16 protein-coding genes are annotated in these 19,121 nt (G+C 75.5%); 3 read left to right on the top strand and 13 right to left on the bottom strand.

The annotated features are described in order from the left end of the window. From ABD879_RS27060 to ABD879_RS27040, 5 genes are all read right to left on the bottom strand, one after another. A partial coding sequence (locus ABD879_RS27060) for a hypothetical protein (protein WP_345024456.1) occupies positions 1-246 on the bottom strand: 246 nt, incomplete at its 3' end. Next, positions 243-794, bottom strand: a complete 552-nt coding sequence (locus tag ABD879_RS27055; RefSeq protein WP_345024455.1) for an RNA polymerase sigma factor — start codon at positions 792-794, stop codon at positions 243-245. The genes ABD879_RS27055 and ABD879_RS27060, both read right to left, overlap by 4 nt. 96 nt (positions 795-890) lie before the next feature. Beyond that, a complete protein-coding gene (locus ABD879_RS27050) occupies positions 891-2,054 on the bottom strand; it encodes a pyridoxal phosphate-dependent aminotransferase (RefSeq protein ID WP_378272255.1) in 1,164 nt (387 codons plus the stop codon). Positions 2,055-2,131: 77 nt separating this feature from the next. Further along, the gene (locus ABD879_RS27045) at positions 2,132-4,714 is read right to left on the bottom strand and encodes a M14 family zinc carboxypeptidase (protein ID WP_345024453.1); all 2,583 of its coding nucleotides are present in this window, start codon (positions 4,712-4,714) and stop codon (positions 2,132-2,134) included. A 102-nt stretch (positions 4,715-4,816) separates the two neighbouring features. Further along, entirely contained in the window at positions 4,817-5,923 is a 1,107-nt protein-coding gene (locus ABD879_RS27040; RefSeq protein ID WP_345024452.1) for a lysylphosphatidylglycerol synthase domain-containing protein, read from the bottom strand. A 75-nt stretch (positions 5,924-5,998) separates the two neighbouring features. Between ABD879_RS27040 and ABD879_RS27035 the strand changes: the two genes are divergently transcribed. Next, on the top strand, positions 5,999-6,448 hold the full coding sequence (locus ABD879_RS27035) for an ABC transporter permease (RefSeq protein WP_345024451.1): 450 nt from the start codon (positions 5,999-6,001) through the stop codon (positions 6,446-6,448). 159 nt (positions 6,449-6,607) lie between these two features. On the opposite strand, the gene ABD879_RS27030 is transcribed toward ABD879_RS27035, so the two are convergent. Genes ABD879_RS27030 through ABD879_RS27020 form a run of 3 tightly spaced genes read right to left on the bottom strand, consistent with a single transcriptional unit; the run spans position 6,608 to position 12,025 of the window. Further along, positions 6,608-8,077, bottom strand: a complete 1,470-nt coding sequence (locus ABD879_RS27030; protein ID WP_345024450.1) for an acyl-CoA synthetase — start codon at positions 8,075-8,077, stop codon at positions 6,608-6,610. Between the two features lie 29 nt (positions 8,078-8,106). Then, a complete protein-coding gene (locus ABD879_RS27025; protein WP_345024448.1) occupies positions 8,107-9,936 on the bottom strand; it encodes a hydantoinase B/oxoprolinase family protein in 1,830 nt (609 codons plus the stop codon). Positions 9,937-9,967: 31 nt separating this feature from the next. After that, complete coding sequence (locus tag ABD879_RS27020; RefSeq protein ID WP_345024447.1) at positions 9,968-12,025, bottom strand: hydantoinase/oxoprolinase family protein; 2,058 nt, start codon at positions 12,023-12,025, stop codon at positions 9,968-9,970. 187 nt (positions 12,026-12,212) lie between these two features. Between ABD879_RS27020 and ABD879_RS27015 the strand changes: the two genes are divergently transcribed. Continuing rightward, the gene (locus ABD879_RS27015) at positions 12,213-12,587 is read left to right on the top strand and encodes an FKBP-type peptidyl-prolyl cis-trans isomerase (RefSeq protein WP_345024446.1); all 375 of its coding nucleotides are present in this window, start codon (positions 12,213-12,215) and stop codon (positions 12,585-12,587) included. Positions 12,588-12,637: 50 nt separating this feature from the next. Here the strand turns inward: ABD879_RS27015 and ABD879_RS27010 are convergent, their stop codons facing one another. Further along, a complete protein-coding gene (locus tag ABD879_RS27010; RefSeq protein ID WP_345024445.1) occupies positions 12,638-13,528 on the bottom strand; it encodes a carbon-nitrogen hydrolase family protein in 891 nt (296 codons plus the stop codon). Next, a complete protein-coding gene (locus tag ABD879_RS27005) occupies positions 13,525-14,130 on the bottom strand; it encodes an SRPBCC family protein (RefSeq protein WP_345024444.1) in 606 nt (201 codons plus the stop codon). Before ABD879_RS27005 ends, ABD879_RS27010 begins: the two co-directional genes overlap by 4 nt. Before the next feature lie 246 nt (positions 14,131-14,376). On the opposite strand from ABD879_RS27005, the gene ABD879_RS27000 reads away from it, so the two are divergent. Then, on the top strand, positions 14,377-15,231 hold the full coding sequence (locus ABD879_RS27000) for a polysaccharide deacetylase family protein (protein WP_345024443.1): 855 nt from the start codon (positions 14,377-14,379) through the stop codon (positions 15,229-15,231). Here ABD879_RS27000 and cutA read toward each other — a convergent pair. The 3 genes from cutA to ABD879_RS26985 form a co-directional block, all read right to left on the bottom strand. Beyond that, positions 15,168-17,624, bottom strand: coding sequence for an aerobic carbon-monoxide dehydrogenase large subunit (cutA, locus tag ABD879_RS26995; RefSeq protein ID WP_345024442.1), 2,457 nt, complete (start codon positions 17,622-17,624; stop codon positions 15,168-15,170). The two genes, ABD879_RS27000 and cutA, sit on opposite strands and share 64 nt — an antisense overlap. Then, the gene (locus ABD879_RS26990; RefSeq protein WP_345024441.1) at positions 17,624-18,136 is read right to left on the bottom strand and encodes a (2Fe-2S)-binding protein; all 513 of its coding nucleotides are present in this window, start codon (positions 18,134-18,136) and stop codon (positions 17,624-17,626) included. The genes cutA and ABD879_RS26990 overlap by 1 nt, the downstream gene beginning before the upstream one ends. After that, on the bottom strand, positions 18,136-19,121 hold a 986-nt coding region (locus ABD879_RS26985; protein ID WP_345024440.1), incomplete at its 5' end, for an FAD binding domain-containing protein. The genes ABD879_RS26985 and ABD879_RS26990, both read right to left, overlap by 1 nt.

The following is a 19,121-nucleotide window of genomic DNA, read 5'->3' as shown; positions in this document are numbered from 1 at the left end:
GGCCGCGGCGGCGCAGGCCGCGGCGACGCCCGCGACCAGCAGGAGCGGCGGCCGCGCTGGGCGCGGTCGGCCCGCCCGCGCGGGCTCCCCGGACCGGGTGATCTGGTCGATGTCGGTGTCGCGGCGCCGGGCGTAGGCATCCTCGGCGAGCGTGTCGAGGGCGGCGGGCCGCAGCGCGGCGAACGTCCTGTCGATCGTCCTGGCGCTGGCTGCCGGCGTGCGCTTCATGTCGGCTCCGGTGGTCATCGGGTCGCCTCCTCGGCGACGTGGCGGGGCACGGGGCGGGCCGGTGCGGCCGGCGGGCCGTTCTCCAGGGCGCGGGCGAGCCGCTTGCGGGCCCGGTGCAGCCGGACGAACAGCGCCGCCGACGAGCACCCGACGACCTTCGCGGCCTGCCGGGGCTCCAGGCCGTGCCAGGTGACCAGGGCGAGGACCTCCAGGTCCCGCTCGGGCAGCCCGGCGACGGCGGCCAGCGCGTTCTGGCGTTCCACGACGTGCTCGGCGACGTCCCAGGCGGCCTGGTCGGCGGGGGTGGCGAGCGCGGCGACCCGCTCGGCCAGGGCGCGTCTTCGCCGTCCGCCGTCGCGCTGCTTGCGCAGCAGGTTGCGGGCGACGCCGAGCAGCCAGGGCAGCGCGGGGTCGCGCACCTCGCCGAGCCGCCGCCAGGCGATCAGGAACGTCTCGCTGGCGACGTCCTCGGCGGCGTGCGGCTCGGCGTGGGTGAGCGCGTACGCCAGCACCCGCCGGTAGTTCTCGTCGTACAGCCTCGTGAACCGCGCCGCGGGGTCATCCACGAAGGCCCTCCCTCGGGATCGGGGGTTCGTTGTCGTCACGTACTCCCGGGAGGGCCGCCGTGTTTACAGCCGGCGTCGCGGATTCTCCGCGGATTCTCAGCCGAGGCCGCGCAGGCGTTCGACGGCCTCGTCGATGACCTCGTCCTTCTTGCAGAAGGCGAACCGGACGAAGTGCGCCCCGGCCGCGGCGTCGTCGTAGAACACCTGGGCCGGGATGGCGACGACGCCGGCCTTCTCCGGCAGGGCCAGGGCCAGCTCCATGCCGTCGGTGAAGCCGAGCGGGCGGATGTCGGCCTGCACGAAGTAGGTGCCCTGCGGTCGGACGGCCGCCAGGCCCGCCGCCTCCAGGCCGGCGACGAGCCGGTCGCGCTTGGCCTGGAGCGAGTCGCGCAGCCGGGCCACCCAGTCCAGCTCGTGCTCCAGGGCGTAGGCGACGGCGCGCTGCCAGGGGCCGCCGGCCGTGTAGGTCATGAACTGCTTGACCGTCTGCACGGCCCGCACGTACGGGGCGGGCGCGGTGACCCAGCCGGTCTTCCAGCCGGTGACCGAGAACGTCTTGCCCGCCGACGACACCGCGACGGTGCGTTCGCGCATCCCGTCCAGGGCGGCCAGGGGGATGTGCTCGGTGCCGTCGAAGGTCAGGTACTCGTAGACCTCGTCGGTGATCGCGATCAGGTCGTGCTCGCGGCACAGCGCGGCGATCGCCTCCAGTTCCGCGCGGGTGAACACGGTGCCCGTCGGGTTGTGCGGGGTGTTCACCAGGACGAGGCGGGTGCGGGGGCCGGCGGCGGCGCGCAGCTCGTCGGGGTCGAAGGTGAAGCGGCCGCCGTCCGGGCGCAGCGTCACGGGCCGCCGCACCGCCCCGGCGAGCGCGATGGCGGCGGCGTAGGAGTCGTAGTACGGCTCGAAGACGATCACCTCGTCGCCGGGGTTCGCCAGCGCCAGCACGCTCGCGGCGATGCCCTCGGTGGCGCCGACGGTGATGTAGACCTCGGTGTCGGGGTCGTAGTCCAGGCCGTAGCGTCCGCGCCGCTGGGCGGCCACGGCCCGGCGCAGCTCCGGCAGGCCGGGGCCGGGCGGGTACTGGTTGGCGCCGGAGCGGATCGCCTCGACGGCCGTCTCCAGCATCCGCGGCGGGCCGTCGGTGTCCGGGAAGCCCTGGCCGAGGTTGATCGACCCGGTCCGCGCCGCCAGCGCGGACATCTCCGCGAAGATCGTGGTCCCGAACTCCTGCATGCGAGGTACGAGCGGCTCAGTCACGTGCACCATCATCGCGGTTCCCGGGCGGGGGCGTGCCCCCGGGCGGGCCGGGGGCACGCGAAAGGAGCGCGGGCGGGTCAGCCTGTCGGCCGCCGCTGCCCGGCGGTCACGGCGCTCCAGTACAGCGAGCGGGCGACCTGGGCGAACATGCCCTTGGGGTGGTCGCGGAACAGCGGCTCGGTGCCGAACAGCACCACCGCGGCGCCGCGTTCGTCGACGCCCCGGATGACGGCGGCCTGCCCGGCGGCGGCGTTCTGCCCGCCGGTGCCGTCGGCGTCGGGGCGCCAGTGGCCCGAGATCAGCGGGCCCTGGGCGGCGTAGCGCTGCTCCACGGCGACCTCGGGGCCGAGGCCGGTGAACCAGCGCGGCGAGTAGACGAACGAGGCGCCGGGCGCGCGCGAGGTGACCGCGCCGCCGCCGTTGGACACCGCGACGACGCCGTTGGCGTCCGCCCGTCCCGCGACGGGGGTCGCGGTGAGCAGCCCGGCGGCGCTGTTGAACGACGCGCCGGTGGAGCCGCGGCCGACGACGCCGCCCCGGGCGAGGAAGGCGCCCAGGGCGGTGCGGGCCCGCTCGTTGAGCTGGGCGTGGTTCAGGCCGCTGGAGACGTACAGCACGTCCACGCCGCTCCAGTCGAAGCCGGCGTTGAGCGCGGCGGTGTCCACCGCCGTGACGTCGAAGCCCATCTCCTGGAGGGCGAAGGCGTCGTCGCTGCTGGCGGCCGCGGCGACCCGCGGCTTGCGCAGCGGCGCGGTGCCCTTGGCGGCGGCCCGTTCGAACCGGACGCCGTAGCGGTCGGCCACGGTGCGGGCGGCGGCCCGCGCGGACGCGGGGACGACGGCGGTGCCGTCGGCGGCCCAGGTCGCCTTGACGCCCGCGTCCAGCAGCGCGTTGAGGGCGGTGACGTCCTTGGCGTCGTCCAGCCGCAGCGCAAGGTCGCCGGTGGGCGCGACGTAGCCGGTGGGGGCGGCGGTCTTCACCTCGCGGACGGGCACGCCGCGCAGGTCGCCGGTGGCCACCGGGGTGACGGTGGCGCCCCACAGGAGGGCGTGGCTCCAGCCGGAGATGTCGTACATGGCGTCGACCTTGTCGGTGATGTCGCCGCCCGCCTCCAGCATGACGTTGGCCAGCCCGCGCTTGGGCTGGTGCATGTCCACGATGTAGGAGCCCGCCGGGTAGGCGGTGCCGCCGAGGGTGAAGCCGCGGGCGGCGCGGGTCACCCGCACGTCGTTGGCGATCAGGTGGTCGACCAGGCGGGCCGCCGCCGCGGCCGAGCGCTGCCGGGTGCCGGCCGGGATGACGTACGCGCGCGGGAAGCGGGTGGTGTAGACGTCCTCGGGCCCGAATCCGGGCACCCAGCCGGACGGGGCGGGCCGCTGCCGCTCACCGGCGGCGCCGCGGCGGAACACCTCGATCTGGTCGGCGATCAGGGCGGTCCGGCGCTGCGCGACGAACGACGCCGTCGCACCGATCGCGGCCTCGGCCACCGCGGTGTTGATCTTCGAGCGGCGGCGCAGCTCGGCGACCGGCAGGTCGGTGTAGTCGGCGTTGTTGACCCGCAGCGGGATCTCCACGGTGCTGGAGGCCACGGCGCCGTGGAACGGCGCGTACTGCGGGGTGAAGATCGGCGGCCAGTCGTCCCAGCCCTCGTCCCAGTCCCGGAACGGGATCTGCGGCGGCTGCACGCCGTCCTCGTCGGGCGTGTACCCGAGCGCCTTGATCGCGGCCTCCATGTTCAGGCCGTTGGCGTAGGTGTTGCGGATGAACAGGTCGTACTCGTAGTTCTGCCCGTGCGGCGGGGTGGTCGGCTCGATCAGCGTGCCGTTGACGTACCCGTGCAGGTCGATCATCACCAGCGGCTGGGTGTCGATCATGACCTGCCGCATCGCCCGGGTCTCCGGCTGGGAGGCGGTGACGAAGTCGCGGTTCAGGTCGAACCCGGCGGCGTTCGCCCGGACCCCGTCGACCCGCCCGTCGGGGTTGGCGGTGACGTTGAAGTACAGCCTGGTCGAGCCGAGCAGTTCCGCGGTGGCGGCGTCCTTGGCGGTGGCGAGCCGCTCGATGACGCGCAGGGCGGCGTCGGTGCCCTCCCACTCGTTGCCGTGGATGTTGCCGTTGACGAACAGCGGCGCCTTGTAGGAGCGCTTGATCTGCGGGTCGCGCGCGGCCTTCGCGGGCTCGTTCTCGATCTTCTCGCGCATGCGCTCCTGCCGGGCGGCCTCGGCGCGGCTCTCGGGAGCGGTCACGGTGACCAGGTACATGTCGCGGCCCTGGTGGGTCCTGCCGATGACCTCGACGCTGACGCGGTCGCTGGCCTTCTGCAGGGCGTTCAGCTTGGGCGCGATGGCGTGGTAGGGGGTCAGCCCGAGCTTGATGGACTTGTCGTCGGGGTTCACGGGGGGCTCGGGCAGTTTCGTCTGCCGCGGATACCCCTCCGTCCGGGCGTGGCCGTAGTGCGCTCCGGCGCCGCGCGCCTTCAGCTGGGCGGCCAGCTCGCGTCCGGGCGAGGCGGCGGAGTTTCGCTCGGGTCCGTTGCCGAACTCGCGCACGGGCGGGGTCCGGCGCGGCCGGGGCTCGGGGTCCGCCGCCGCGGACGTCACGGGGACCAGCAGGGACGCCAGGAGCACCCCGCCGGCGATCGGGTGTGAGAACCTCTTCATGCATGCCCTCCGTCAGGCGTGTTCCCAGCTGTCTAACTGCGTGAGATCGCGCCGTAAGACGGGCGAGGTGACGATTCAGCCCCAACTTCGTAGGGACGCCGCTCAGGCCGCCCGCACGGGCACCCGGGCGTTTCGGGGAGGCGGGGCGGACAGCGCGACGGGGGCGGCGTCCTTCGGACCGGTGTCCTTCGGAGCGGTGTCCTGGGGAGCGGTGTCCTGGGGAGCGGTGTCTTTGCGCCCGCGCACCGTCCCGGCGGTCAGCAGCCCGACCGGCACGGGCGCCCAGTGCGTCACGGCCCGGAAGATCAGCACACCCGACAGCGCCGGGGCCGCCGGGACGCCCGCCGCGGCCAGCAGGGCGACCAGCGCCGCCTCGGTCGACCCCAGACCGCCCGGCCCCGGGACGGCGCCGCCCGCGGCCGCACCGACCATGTACACCACGATCAGCGTGCCGAACTGCCCCGGCGGCACGTCCGCGCCGGGCACGGCCAGCACGCTCAGCGCGAACGCCACGGCCATGACCAGCGTCGTCGCCGCCGACGCCGCCAGCATGACCGCCAGGTCGCCGGCCAGCCGCGCCACCCGCGCGCACGCCGCCGCCGGCCCGCGCAGCCGGTCCCGCAGCAGCCACGCCGCGACGGCGCCGGCGGGCACCGCCCCGGCCAGCACGGCCAGCAGGGGCCCGCCGAGCCCGTCGAGGCGCTCCCCCAGCCGCGCCATCAGGGCGCCGTCACCGGTCGTCAGCGCGAACGGCAGCACCAGCGCGAACAGCAGCAGGTCGGCGACCGCGCCGCCGACCTGCAGGACGCCCGCCACCGCCACCGCGCGCCCGGCCGGGACGCCGCGTCCGGTCAGGTACCGGGCGTTGACCGCCACGTTGCCGAGCCCGCCCCCGGTCAGCCGGTTCGCCGTCGCCCCGGTGAACTGCGCCATGGTCGCGTGCAGCAGCGGCAGCCGCAGCCCCGCCGCATACCGCAGCGCCACGGCCGAGAACCAGAAGTGCACGACGACCAGGACGGCCAGCACGGGCACCAGGCCCCAGTGCGCGTCGGCGATCCCGCGCAGCGCCCCCGACACCGTGGCGGCCGCCTCGCCGCTGGACGCCGTCACCCAGGCGCCCGCCGCGAGCACCGCCACGGCCAGCCCCCAGCCGATCGCCCGCCGGTGCTCGCCGGCGCGGCGCAGGACAGGGTGGGCGCGGACGTTCATCGGTTCCTCCGGACGGGGGCGGCATCACTGGGCTCCAGCCAACCCGTCCGGGCGCCTCAGGTCAGTGGTGCGACCATGCCGGCCGATGGTGGGGACAACCCCACGTCCCCGGGCCGGCGCCGCTCGGTGTTCGGGCGGCACGTGACAGCGGTCGGCGCCAACCCCGAGGCCGCCCGGCTGACCGGCATCTCCGTGCCCAAGGTGCTCGTCCGGGTCTATGTGATCAGCGGTATCTGCGCGGGGATCGCGGGAGTGATCGTCGGTGCGCGGCTGCAGTCGGCCGTCCCGGACCTCGGCACCGGATACGAGCTGCAGGCGATCGCCGCGGTCGTGCTCGGCGGCACCAGCCTCAGCGGCGGCCGCGGCGGCATCGGCGGCACGTTCATCGGCGCGATGCTGATCGGCGTGCTGGTCAACGGCATGACCCTGCTCAACGTGTCGTCGTACTACCGGCTGATCATCCAGGGCGCGGTCATCCTCGCCGCGATCGCCATCGACCGGCTGCGGCTGCGCGGCGGCCGCTAGACCGGCGGCCGCGGCGGACGGGCCGTGCCTCCCCCGGCGCATCGCGCCAGTGCGCCCCCCGGGGGGGAGGCACGGCCCGTCATCTGTCGCGGTCGCGAACGAAGTCGATGTCGCGGGGCTCCTCGCCGGGCCGGGTGAGGCGGGCGTTGCGCAGCGGTCTCACGCGGTCTCCGGGGAAGCCGCCTCCGGGCTGTTCGTCTCCGTGGGGATCTCGGCCAGGCGGGTCTTGACGACCTTGCCCATGGCGTTGCGCGGCAGCGCCCCGACCAGGTGCACGACGCGGGGCCGCTTGTGCGCCGACAGCCGCTCGGCCACGAAGTCGATCAACTCCGGGCCGGTCGCGCCGTCGGCGACGACGTAGGCGGTGACCTGCTCGCCGAGGTCGGCGTGCGGGGTGCCGACCACCGCCGCCTCCCGCACCGCCGGATGCGCCAGCAGCGCGTTCTCCACCTCGCCCGCGCCGATCCGGTACCCGCCGCTCTTGATCAGGTCGGTGGACGCCCGGCCGACGATGCGGTGCCAGCCGTCCGGGCCGATCGCGGCGATGTCGCCGGTGCGGAACCAGCCGTCGGGCGTGTACGCCGCGGCCGTGGCCTCGGGGCGGCCCAGGTAGCCGCTGAACAGCATGGGCGCCCGCACCTGCAGCTCCCCGGGCGTCTCCCCGTCGCAGGGGACGGGGGACCCGTCCTCGGCCACCACCCGCGTCCGCACGCCCGGGAGCGGGGTGCCGACGTGGCCGGGGCGCCGGTCGCCGCCGGCGCGGGCGGAGACCGTGATGAGCGTCTCGGTCATGCCGTACCGCTCGACCGGCCGGTGCCCGGTCAGCTCGGCCAGCCGGTCGAACACCGGCACCGGCAGCGCGGCGCTGCCCGACACCAGCAGCCGCGCGCCGCGCAGGGCGCGGGCGGACGCCGGGTCGTCGCACACCCGCGACCACACCGTGGGGACCCCGAAGAACAGCGACCCGCCGTGCCGCTCGGCCGCGGCGGCGTAGGCGGCGGGGCGGGGGCGTCCCGTGTGCACCAGCGGCGACCCGGTGCGCAGCGCGCCCAGCACGCCGAGGACCAGGCCGTGCACGTGGAACAGCGGAAGGCCGTGGACGAGCACGTCGCCGGCCGTCCAGTCCCACGCCTCGGCCAGCGCGTCGAGCCCGGCGGCGATCGCGGCCCGGGAGATCAGCACGCCCTTGGGCGCGCCGGTGGTGCCGCTGGTGTAGAGGACGAGCGCGGTCGCGGCGCCGGGCGGCGGCTGCGGCGCCGGCGCGGACGATGCGGACGGCAGGTCGTCCACGGGGACGAGGGGCGGGCCGCCGGCGGCCGGGTCGAAGGCGTCGCGGGCGGCCATCAGCAGCCGCGCCTTCGAGTCGCCGAGGATGTGGTCGCGCTCGGCCGGGCCCGAGTCGGGCGGCAGCGGCACGACGGGCACGCCCGCCAGGATCCCGCCGACCACGGCGACGACGGTCTCGACGGTGGCCGTGGCGTGCACCGCGACGGCCTCGGCGCCGCCGATCTCGGCCGCCACCGCCGCCGCGCGGGCGAGCAGCTCGGCCCGGGACAGGCCGCGGCCGTCCACCCGGACCGCGTCCGGCGCGTCCTCCGCGCGCCCCGCCGGGTCGCCGAGCAGGTCCATCGCTCCCCTTTCCGTCCGTCGCAGGCGTCTCAGGCAGTATGCCCGTCGAGCAGATCGACGTCGGCGTGGGGGCGGCCGCCCGACAGCCGGGGGAAGCCGGGGCCGCGGTCGAAGAACGGCGCCGGTCCGCGTGCGGCGCGCAGCTCGGCCCGCAGCGCCTCGGTGGCGGCGCGGTCGACGGCGCCGCCGGCGAGCACCACGCCGTAGTCGTCGCGGGCGCCCTCGGGCGACACCTTGCCGTCGCGCACGTCGGCGGCGACGCGCTCGGGGTCGCGGTCGAACGGGTCGCCCCATCCGCCGCCCCCGGTGGTGCGGATGCGGATGACCTGGCCCGCGCGCACCGGGTGGTCGTCGACCAGGCCGTCCATCGGCTCGCCGTCGATGTCCACGCGGAAGGGGCGCCCGGCGCGCCCCCCGTTGACGCCCCAGCACGACAGGATCGACCGGTCGGCGATCGACATGAAGTGTGCGTCGCGCAGCATCCGGATGTGCTTGTCGTAGCCGAGGCCGCCGCGGAACTCGCCGGGCCCGCCCGAGTCGACGGCCAGGCCGAGCCGCTCCACCAGGAGCGGCCAGCGGGCCTCGGCGAACTCGACGGGGATGTTGCGGGAGTCGGGGACGATGTGGACGGTGTCCTCGCCGTCGGCGTGGTGGCGGCCGCCCGAGCCGCCGCCCAGTACCTCCCGCATCAGGTACGGGCCGCGGTCGTCCTCCCCGTACACGCCGGTGTAGCGGATGGTCTCCTGGTCGGCGGGCATGCGGCCGCCGGTGGCCTTGGCCAGCACCCCGGCCAGCACGCCCAGCAGCCGCAGGATGACGAAGGTGCGCGCGTTGGTCGGCGCCGGGAACACCGGCGTCAGCAGCGTGCCCTTCTCCGGGAACCGCATCTCGATCAGCGGCACCACGCCCTCGTTGACGTCCAGCTCGGCCGCGCGTTCGGGCGTGTCGGCCAGGTTCCGCAGGACGGGCGCCAGCCACTTTTTCAAGAACACCCCGCCCGCGTAGTCGCCGGCGTGGTTGATCGGCCCCTTGGCCTGCGGGGACGTGCCGGTGAAGTCGATGACCAGCGGCACGTCGGCGGACGCGTCGACGGTGAGGGTGATGCGCTGGGCGTGCAGGCGCGGCGGGTCGACGCCGTCGTGCTCGGCGTAGTCCTCCCACACGTACGTCCCGTCGGGGATCTTCGCCAGCAGCTCGCGGCGGAACGTCCGGGTGGTGCTGTCGATGATCGCGTCGAAGCACTCCTCGACGGCGGCGCGCCCGTACCGGGCGAACAGGTCGGCCAGGCGGCGGGCGCCCATCAGGCAGGCCGAGCACTCGGCGTCCAGGTCGCCGGCCAGGGAGTCGGGCATGCGGGAGTTGCGCGTCATGATGCGCAGCGCCGCCTCGTTGGGGACGCCCCGGTCCCACAGTTTGATGGGGGGCACCATCAGCCCCTCCTCGAAGGCGCTGCGCGCGTGGCTGGGCATGGACCCGGGGACGGCGCCGCCGATGTCGTCGTGGTGCCCGAACGCCTGCACGAACGCCACCACGTCCCCGTCGTGGAACACCGGCACGGTCACGCACAGGTCGGGCAGGTGCCCGATGCCGCCCTCCGACAGGTACACGTCGTTGTGGAAGAACACGTCGCCGGGGCGCATCGTCTCGATCGGGTGGTCCCGGACGACCGGCTGCACCAGCGCCGAGTAGGAGCGGCCGGTCAGCTTGCGCAGCCGCCGGTCGTGGATGCCGGCGCGGAAGTCGTGCGCGTCCCGGATCATGGGCGAGCGGGCGGTGCGGGCGATGGCGGTCTCCACCTCGCGCTCCACCGACGCCAGCGTCCCCTCGACGATCTCCACCAGGATCGGGTCGGCGGTCATGCCGGGCCTCCCGCCCGCCTGCGCGGCTCGCTCATGCGGCCTGCTCCCCCTTCGTGATCACGATGTTGCCGTGCGGGTCCACGCGGGCCCGGAAGCCGGGGTGCAGCGGCAGCGTCGAGCCGAACTCCTCGACCACCGCCGGGCCGCGCAGCACGTCGCCCGGGGCGAGCCGGTCCCGCGCGTAGACGGGGGTGGGCGTCCAGTCGTCGAAGCGGACGTCGCGGACGCCGGTGCGGGCCCGCTCGGGGTTCCCGTCGCCGGGCGGGAGCCCGCGCAGGCGGGGGCGGGTGATCGGGCCGATGCCGGTGACGCGCAGGTTGACCCATTCGACGGGGTGGCGGGCGGTGTCGCCGCGGTGGCAGTAGCCGTACAGCGCCTCGTGCGCGTCGTGGAAGCGCCGCACGACCTCGGCGCGGAACGCGTCGTCGACCGGCCCGTCCGGCGCCGCCACCCGCACCTCGAACGCCTGCCCGTGGTAGCGCAGGTCGGCCGAGCGGGCGAACCGGCGCCGCCCGGCGGGGAACCCCTCGCGCTCCAGGGCGTCCGCCGCGCGGCCCTCCAGCTCGGCGTAGTCCGCGGCGAGCACGGCCGGGTCCAGCTCGCCGTCGCGGGCGACGCGGGTGCGCACGTAGTCGTTGCGGACGTCCACGGTGAGCAGGCCGAACGCCGACAGGCTGCCCGGGTCGGCGGGGATCACGGCGGCGGGCAGGCCCAGCACGTCCAGCAGGCGGCAGGACAGCAGCGGACCGGAGCCGCCGAACGCCACCAGCGGGAAGTCGCGAACGTCCAGCCCGCGCCGGACGGTGATCTGCCGGATCGCGTTGGCCTGGTTCCACGCCGCGATCTCCAGGATCCCGGCGGCGGCGCGGCCGCCGGACAGCCCCAGCTTCGCGCCGAGGGCCTCCAGGCCGGCCCGCGCGGCCGCCACGTCCAGCGGGATCTCCCCGCCGAGCAGGTGCGGCGGGATGCGGCCGAGCGCGGCGTGCGCGTCGGTGACGGTCGGCTCGGTGCCGCCGCGGCCGTAGCACAGCGGGCCGGGGTCGGCGCCCGCGCTGCGCGGCCCGACCTTCAGCGTGCCCTCCGGGGAGATCCACGCGACCGAGCCGCCGCCCGCCCCGACCGTGACGATGTCGATCATCGGGATCTTGACGGGGTGGCGGCCGACCGCGCCCTCGGTGGTGAGGGTCGGCTCGCCGTCCAGCACCACCGCCACGTCCGTGGACGTGCCGCCGCCGTCCAGCGTCACCACCGAGGGGTAGGCGGGCGCCGCGACGTAGGCGGCGCCGAGCGCCCCGGCGGCCGGGCCGGACAGCACGGTGCTGATCGGCTGGTGCACGACCTCCTCGGCCGACAGCACTCCGCCGTTGCTCTTCATCACCCGCAGCGGCGCGGGCAGCAGGCCCGACAGGCGCGCCAGGTAGCCGCTCATCGCCGGCTTGACGGCGGCGTCCACGAGCGTGGTGACCGACCGCTCGTACTCGCGGTACTCGCGCAGCACCTCGCACGACAGCGACACCGCCGCGTCGGGGTGCTCGCGGGCCAGCACCTCGCGCATGCGCAGCTCGTGCGCCGGGTTGGCGTAGGAGTGCAGGAAGCACACGCCGATCGCGGCGATGCCCTGCTCGCGGAACCAGCGGGCCGCCGCGACGGCGGCGTCCTCGTCGAACGGCCGCAGCTCGGCGCCGGTGTGGTCGAGCCGCCCGCCGACGGTGCGCACCCGGTGCACCGGGACGATCCGCGGCGGCTTGACCCAGAAGTAGGAGTTGCCGTACCCGTCGGGGACGCTCTGCCGGGCGATCTCCAGCAGGAACTCGAAGCCCTCGGTGGTGATGAAGCCGAGGTCGCCCAGCCGGTCCTCCAGCAGCCGGTTGGTCGCCACGGTCGTGCCGTGCGCCGCCTCCGCCACCGCCGAGACCTCGGCGCCCGCCAGGCCGAGGACCTTGCGGGCGGCGTCGGCGAACCCCTCGGCCGGGTCGGCGGGGGTGGACGGGGTCTTGGTGGTGAACAGCTCGCCGGTGTCCTCGTCCAGCGCCACCACGTCGGTGAACGTGCCGCCGGTGTCGATGCCGATGCGCAGCCGCCGCGTCATGCCTGCTGTCTACCGGCGCGGCCGCGGCGCCGAAACGTCGCAAACTGCCAACGGAACGCCCGATCTTTGGCGACCTTGCCACGCGGTGTTCGGGTGGGCGGGCGCGCCCCGCTACGCTGAACGGCGACCGAGCACGGGGGCGCGAGCGCTCCCGCGTGCGCTTCCGACGACACCCCTGGAGCCCTGCATGGCCCTGGAACGGCCCGAGATCGACTTCCCCGAGGGCGAGCCGCCCGCGTTCCTCGACATCACCGACATCGTGGTCGGGGACGGCCCGGAGGCCACCAAGGGCTCGCAGGTGTCGATGCACTACGTCGGCGTCGCGTTCTCCACCGGCGAGGAGTTCGACGCGTCCTGGAACCGCGGGAAGACCCTCGACTTCACCCTCGGCACCGGCCGCGTCATCAAGGGCTGGGACATGGGCATCCAGGGCATGCGGGTCGGCGGGCGCCGCAAGCTGGTGATCCCGCCGCACCTGGCCTACGGCAACCACAGCCCCAGCCCGGCGATCAAGCCCGGCGAGACCCTGATCTTCGTGGTCGACCTGGTCGCCGTGAAGTAGGCGGCGTGCGGTAGCCCGGCGCGGCGGCGGCGCGCCCCGGCGGGCCGCCGCTAGTGCGGGAACGGGGTGGACGCCGGCCCCAGCAGGTCGGCGGCGTACTTCTCGTACAGCTCCAGGTTGCGTTCGGCCAGGTGGTCGAAGGAGTGCCGCACCGACGAGCCGGGCGTCAGCGACGCCATCGCGGCGGCCGGGTCGAGCCGCGCCGCCGCCCACCCCTCGTGGGCGGCCGCCCGCGCCACCACCTCGGCGATCGGCGTCACCACCATCGAGTTGCCGAAGTACAGGGTGCCCGCGGGGTCGGCGCCCACCGCGTTGGCCGCCACGACGTACACGTGGTTGTCGTAGGCGCGGGCGCGGGTGGTCAGCTCCCAGATGTCGGCCGAGCGCAGCAGCGCCGAGGGACGGCACACCACCTCCGCGCCGCGCACCGCCATGATCCGCCACAGCTCGGGGAAGTCGCCGTCGAAGCAGATCGCCATCCCGATCCGGCCGAGCGGGGTGTCGACGACGGTCACCTCGCCGCCGGGCTCCGCCCAGCCGCCGTGCCGGGCGTCCTCCAGGCGGAACGGGTGGGTCTTGCGGTAGACGCCGAGCACGTCGCCGTCCGGCCCGACCAGCACCGCCGCGTTGCGGACGGCCGTCCCGGCGCGTTCGTAGGTGCCGAAGCACACGTGCACGCCCAGCTCCCGCGCGACCTGCTGGATCGGCTCGCTCACCGGCCCGGGGACGGGCGACGCCAGCGCGCGCAGCCGCGCCGCGGGCACGCCCGGATGGAACCCGGTGGTGCACGTCTCGGGCAGCACGACCAGCTCGGCGCCCGACTCCTGCACGCAGCGCCGCGTCCACGTGACGGCCTTGTCGAGGTTGCGCCGCACCGACGCCTCCGTCAGCGGCCCCGGCTCGGGCGCGAACTGGACCGCCGCCGCGGTGAACGCCCTCATCGCCTGCCCCTGCGGCCCAGCGCGTAGCCGACGGCGACCCCGGCCAGGGCGACCGCGCCGCCCGACAGGAACGCCGCGAGCATCGGCACCGGCGACGCCCGCCGCGGCACCGGCGAAGGCACCGGGGCCGCAGGCGCCTCCGGCGCCGGTTCGGGAACGGCCGGGCGGGTCAGGTCGCGTTCGACGGCGGCGAAGAACTCGGCGGCCGTCTTGCGGGCGACGGCCCCGAGCACCCGCTGCCCGACCCCGCCGATCATGCCGCCGACCGTCGCGTCGGCGTCGTAGTCGACCCGGGTGCCCTCGCCGGAGTCCTCCGACAGCCGCACGCGCACCGTCGCGTCGACCGTGCCGGGCGCGCCCTGGCCGCGCGCCCGCAGCGTGAACGCCCGGGGCGGGTCGGGCTCGGTCAGCTCCACCCGGCCGACGTAGGTGCCCCGGACGGACGCGACGCCCGCCGAGACGGTCATCGTGTAGGCGTCCTCGCCGGCCGCCTCCAGCGAGCGGCAGCCCGGGATGGTGCGGGCCAGCACCTCCGGATCGCGCAGCGCCGCCCAGACGCGCGGCAGCGGAGCCCCGACCGTCGCGGTCCCCATCACCTTCATGAACCGACCCTAAGGAATGCCCGCGCCCCGGCCGAACGGCAACTCCTGCCGAGCGGGCGGCGCTTCTTGGGCAGAATCGGCCCGCGCGTGAACACGGCATGATCAGATGTGTGCCGTCGTGTGACCCGGCTCCCCCGCGGGGAAGGCGAACCTCATCGGGAGTCCAAGCGTCCACCCAAGCGGTGACCGTAGATCGTCGCGCGACAGGCTGCGACGACGGCCGAGGTGAACGGGAGAAGGCGCCTGATGGTAGGGAAACTGCCCGTGGCCGCCACGCTGGCGGCAGGTGTGCTGGGCGTGGCCGCGGGGACGTGGCCGACGGTGCGCGCCGCGGCGGGCGGCGACTCCGGCCCGTCCATGCGCAGCCAGCTCGCCGCCGTGGTGGCCGACCAGCAGTGGCCCGCCCCCAAGCCGGGGTCGTGGACGCCGCCGCAGCCGGCGCCCGACGGCCTGCCGCCCGTCATCGACCGCATCACCACCAACGACAAGGTGGTCTTCCTCACCATCGACGACGGCTACGAGTACGACGCGGAGTTCGTCCGGCTGGTGCGCACCCGCAAGGTGCCCATCATGACGTTCCTGACCACCCGGTACGTCGAGGGCCACGCCCAGTACTTCTGGGCGCTGCGCAACGCCGGGTCGCGGATGGAGAACCACACCATCTCCCACCCCGACATGCGCACGCTCGGCCCCGAGGCGCAGCGCAGGCAGATCTGCGAGGCGTCCCAGACCATCGCCCGGCAGTACGGCCGCCGGCCGGAGATCTTCCGCCCGCCGTTCGGCAGCTACAACAAGACCACGCGCGAGGCCGCCAAGCAGTGCGGCATCAAGTCGCTGCTGCTGTGGTCGGCCGAGTACTACAACGGCACCACCGGCCCCGGCGTCGGCTACGACGGGTTCGCCCGCGCCGACGGCGGCAAGGGGTTCAAGCCGGGCGACATCATCCTCATGCACTACCGCAAGGGCCTGGCCCAGCAGTTCCAGAAGATCCTCGGCTGGCTCCAGCAGCAGGGCTACCGCCCCGCCGCCGTGGAGAACTACCTGCCGCGCTCGCTCGGCGGCAACGCCCCGGACGCGGCCGCGTCGCCCGAGCAGCAGTGAGCCGCGACGCCGCCGGCGTCCCCGGCGCGCAGGCGCAGGCGGTAGAGGTCGTCGGGGGACAGCGGCATGCGGTGGACGCGGATGCCCTCGGCGTCCTCGACCGCGGCGGCGACGACGGCCGAGACCGGGATGACGCCCGCCTCGCCCGCGCCCTTGACGCCCAGCGGGTTGAGCGGTGACGGGGTCTCCAGGTGGGCGGTCTCGATGCGCGGGATCTCCGTCGCGTACGGCATGAGGAAGTCCATGAACGAGGCGTTGAGGAGCTGGCCCGACTCGTCGTAGGCCATGCGCTCGTACAGGGCGCCGCCGATGCCCTGCGCCACTCCCCCGTGGATCTGCCCCTCGACGATGCGCGGGTTGACCAGGCGGCCGCAGTCGTGCACGACCGCGTACCGCAGGATGCGCACCTCGGCGGTGTCGGGGTCGGTCTCGACGATCGCGGCGTGCATCCCGGCGGCGAACGTGGAGCGGACGGGCGAGTAGTAGCCGCGCCCCTCCAGCCCCGGTTCCTCGCCGCGCAGCGGGGGCTCGGAGGCGTCGCCGCCGACGGCGAACTGGGTGGCGCGCGCCGCCTCCTCGTCGAAGGCGTACCGCAGCGGGTTGGCCAGGACGGCGACGGTGCGCAGCGGCACCGACGCCGTGGGGTCGCCTTTGACGTGCACGATCCCGTCGGTGATGTCCAGGTCGCGCGGGTCGGCCTCCAGCGCCTCCCCCGCGATGCGCAGCGCCTTGTCCCGCACCTTGCGGGCGGCCAGCGCGATGGCGTTGCCGCTCGTCACGGCGGCGCGGGAGGCGAACGTGCCGACCGCGTACCCGAAGCGGCGCGTGTCGCCCGTCGTGACGTGCACGTCCTCCACCGGGACGCCCAGCTCGGCGGCGGCGATCTGGGCGAACACGGTCTCGTGCCCCTGGCCCTGCGAGGTGAGCCCGGTGGCCACGTGCACGCGCCCGGAGGTGTCGATCTCGACGTGGCCGCCCTCGTACGGCCCGACGCCCGTGCCCTCCACGTAGCAGCCGAGGCCGATGCCGATGCGGCGGCCCTCGGCGGCGGCGCGCGCACGCAGCCGCGCGAACCCGTCCCAGCCGATCATCTCCTTGAGGCGGGCCAGCAGCGCCGGGTAGTCGCCGGAGTCGTAGATCAGGGGGCGGCCGTCCTGGAACGTCAGGCCCTGGTCGTAGGGGAACTCGTCGGGGCGGATGAGGTTGGCCTCGCGCACCTGCGCCCGGTCGCGGCCGAGGTGGTCGGCGATGCGGTCCATCGTGCGCTCCATGCAGAACACGCCCTGCGGGCGGCCCGCGCCCCGGTACGGGGTGACGATGACCGTGTTGGTGTAGAGGCTGGTGACCTCCGCCCGGTAGGCGCCGATCTTGTACGGGCCGAGCAGCTGGGTGGAGGTGACGATCGGGATGATCACCCCGTACGGGGTGTAGGCGCCGTGGTCGTGCAGGATCCGCACGTCCAGGCCGAGCACCCGCCCGTCGTCGTCGAACCCGACCCGCACGTACTGGATCTGGCCGCGTTCGTGGGCGGCGGCGACGAAGTGCTCGCGCCGGTCCTCGGCCCACTTGACCTCCCGGTCCAGCAGCCGGGCCGCCCACGGCACCAGGATCTCCTCCGGCCACGGGTGGACGATCTTGACGCCGAAGCCGCCGCCGACGTCGGGGGCGATCACCTCGACCTTGCCCGGCGGCAGCTCCAGCCGGGCGGCGATGGCGGCGCGCACGCTGGTGGACGCCTGGGTGGAGGAGTAGACGCGCAGCGACCCGTCGGCGGCGTCCCACCGCGCGTACACGCCGCGCCCCTCCAGCGGCATGGACGCGCTGCGCTCGATGTCGAGGCGGAACTCCAGCACGTGCGGGGCGGCGCCGATCGCGGCGTCCACGTCGCCGCCGGTGTGCTGGCGCAGGACGGCGCCGACGTTGCCGGGCACGTCGTCGTGCACCAGGTGCTCGGCGCGGGCGGCCGCCTCGATGCCGACGACGGCGGGCAGCGGCTCGTAGTCGACGCGGATGCGGGCGGCGGCGTCCTCGGCCAGGTAGCGGTCGCGGGCCACGACCATGGCGACGGGCTCGCCGACGTGCCGGACGACGTCGCGGGCCAGCGGGTGGGCGGTGCGGCCGTGGGTGAGGGACGGGTGCGGGATCAGCAGCGGCAGCGGCTCGCCCACCCGGCCCGGCAGGTCCTCCCAGGTGTAGACGGCCACCAGCCCGTCGACGTCGAGGGCGCCGGCGACGTCGACGTCCAGGATGCGGGCGTGCGCGTGGGGCGAGCGGACGAACGCGGCGGCGAGGGCGTCGCGGCCCAGGTCGTCGAGGTAGCGGCCCCGCCCGGTCAGCAGCCGGGGGTCCTCGCGCCGTTGCACCGGCTCGCCGAAGACGCGGGTGCCGCCCATCAGCCCGCCTCCCCGGCCTGTCGCGGGGCCTGCTGTTCGGCCTGGAGCTCGGCGGCCCGGTGGACCGACCGGATGATGTTCTGGTAGCCGGTGCAGCGGCACAGGTTGCCGGAGATGCCCTCCACGACATCCCGGTCGGTGGGCCGGGGGTTGTCGCGCAGCAGCGCCGTCACCGTGCACAGGAAGCCGGGGGTGCAGTAGCCGCACTGCAGGCCGTGGCACTCCTGGAAGGCGCGCTGCACCGGTGACGGCGTGCCGTCCGGCGCGGCCAGGCCCTCCACCGTGGTGACCTCGTGCCCGGCGGCGGTGACGGCGAGCATCAGGCACGAGCGCACCGGCTCGCCGTCCAGCAGCACCGTGCAGCACCCGCACACGCCGTGCTCGCAGCCGACGTGCGTGCCGGTCAGGCCGAGGTCGTGCCGCAGCAGGTCGGACAGCAGGCGGCGGGCGGGCGCCCGGGCCGTGCGGCGCACCCCGTTGACGGTCAGCTCGACCTCGTGGGTCTCCTCCATCACCACCCCGCCTCGTCGTCGGCCGCGGACGTGCGGGCGCGGTCCAGCGCGTCGGCCGTGGCGGCGCGCAGCGCGCGTTCGGTGAGCACGCCCGCCAGGTGCCGCCGGTAGTCGGCACCGGCGTGGATGTCGGTCTCGGGGTCGAGGCGCTCGCGGACGAATCCGGCCACGCCCGACCAGTCGGCGTCGCCGGGCGGGCGGCCGGCCTGCGCCTGCCGGGCCCGGCGGGTCAGGTCGAGCACGAGCGGGACGGCGGCCACGCCGAGGTATCCGGCGCGGGCGGCGCTGACCCGCAGGTCCTCGTCCACGCTGACCACGGCGGCGACCCCGGCGAGGGCGTAGTCGCCGTGCCGCCGGGACGTCTCGGCGAACGCCGCGCCGGTGCGGGGCGGCAGCGCGGGGAAGAACGCCGACCCGGCCAGCTCCCCGGGCCGCAGCGTGCTCTCCAGCGGCCCGGCGAAGAAGTCGGCGGCGCGGATGGTGCGGCGCCCGGCGGCGGACACCGCCTCGACCGTGCCGTCCAGCACGGCCAGCACGGCGGGCAGTTCGGCGGCCGGGTCGGCGTGCGCCAGGCTGCCGACGACCGTGCCGCGGTTGCGGATGGCCGGGTGCGCGACGTGCCGCAGCGCGGCGGGCAGCAGCGGCTGGACGGCCGCGACGGCGGCGGAGCGTTCGACGGCGGCGTGCCGGGCCAGCGCGCCCACGCGCACCCCCCGCGCGTCGGCGCGGAGCCCGCCGAGGCCGGCGACGCGGTTGATGTCGACGATGTGGGCGGGCTCGGCCAGCCGCATGTTGAGCAGCGGCATCAGGCTCTGCCCGCCCGCCAGCACCTTGGCGTCGGCGCCGTGCTCGGCCAGCAGGTCCAGTGCCTCGGCGAGCGTGGCCGGGGCGTGGTAGGCGAACGGCGGCGGTTTCACGGCGCGGCGTCGCCTCCCGCGGGCGCCGCCGCGGCCGCCCCGCCGGGCGGGCCGCCGGACGCGGCGGC

This window comes from Actinomadura keratinilytica (assembly GCF_039539665.1).
GTDB lineage: Bacteria > Actinomycetota > Actinomycetes > Streptosporangiales > Streptosporangiaceae > Spirillospora > Spirillospora keratinilytica.
This window is presented reverse-complemented; position numbering and strand designations above follow the sequence as displayed.

Excerpts from the sequence above, each read along its gene's own strand:
- ABD879_RS27040 (WP_345024452.1), bottom strand. The coding sequence starts at position 5,923 with ATGAACGTCCGCGCCCACCCTGTCCTGCGCCGCGCCGGCGAGCACCGG.
- ABD879_RS27030 (WP_345024450.1), bottom strand. The coding sequence starts at position 8,077 with ATGGACCTGCTCGGCGACCCGGCGGGGCGCGCGGAGGACGCGCCGGAC.
- cutA (WP_345024442.1), bottom strand. The coding sequence starts at position 17,624 with ATGGGCGGCACCCGCGTCTTCGGCGAGCCGGTGCAACGGCGCGAGGAC.
- ABD879_RS26990 (WP_345024441.1), bottom strand. The coding sequence starts at position 18,136 with ATGGAGGAGACCCACGAGGTCGAGCTGACCGTCAACGGGGTGCGCCGC.
- ABD879_RS27005 (WP_345024444.1), bottom strand. The coding sequence starts at position 14,130 with ATGAAGGTGATGGGGACCGCGACGGTCGGGGCTCCGCTGCCGCGCGTC.
- ABD879_RS27045 (WP_345024453.1), bottom strand. The coding sequence starts at position 4,714 with ATGAAGAGGTTCTCACACCCGATCGCCGGCGGGGTGCTCCTGGCGTCC.
- ABD879_RS27010 (WP_345024445.1), bottom strand. The coding sequence starts at position 13,528 with ATGAGGGCGTTCACCGCGGCGGCGGTCCAGTTCGCGCCCGAGCCGGGG.
- ABD879_RS27035 (WP_345024451.1), top strand. The coding sequence starts at position 5,999 with ATGCCGGCCGATGGTGGGGACAACCCCACGTCCCCGGGCCGGCGCCGC.
- ABD879_RS27015 (WP_345024446.1), top strand. The coding sequence starts at position 12,213 with ATGGCCCTGGAACGGCCCGAGATCGACTTCCCCGAGGGCGAGCCGCCC.
- ABD879_RS27020 (WP_345024447.1), bottom strand. The coding sequence starts at position 12,025 with ATGACGCGGCGGCTGCGCATCGGCATCGACACCGGCGGCACGTTCACC.
- ABD879_RS27000 (WP_345024443.1), top strand. The coding sequence starts at position 14,377 with ATGGTAGGGAAACTGCCCGTGGCCGCCACGCTGGCGGCAGGTGTGCTG.
- ABD879_RS27025 (WP_345024448.1), bottom strand. The coding sequence starts at position 9,936 with ATGACCGCCGACCCGATCCTGGTGGAGATCGTCGAGGGGACGCTGGCG.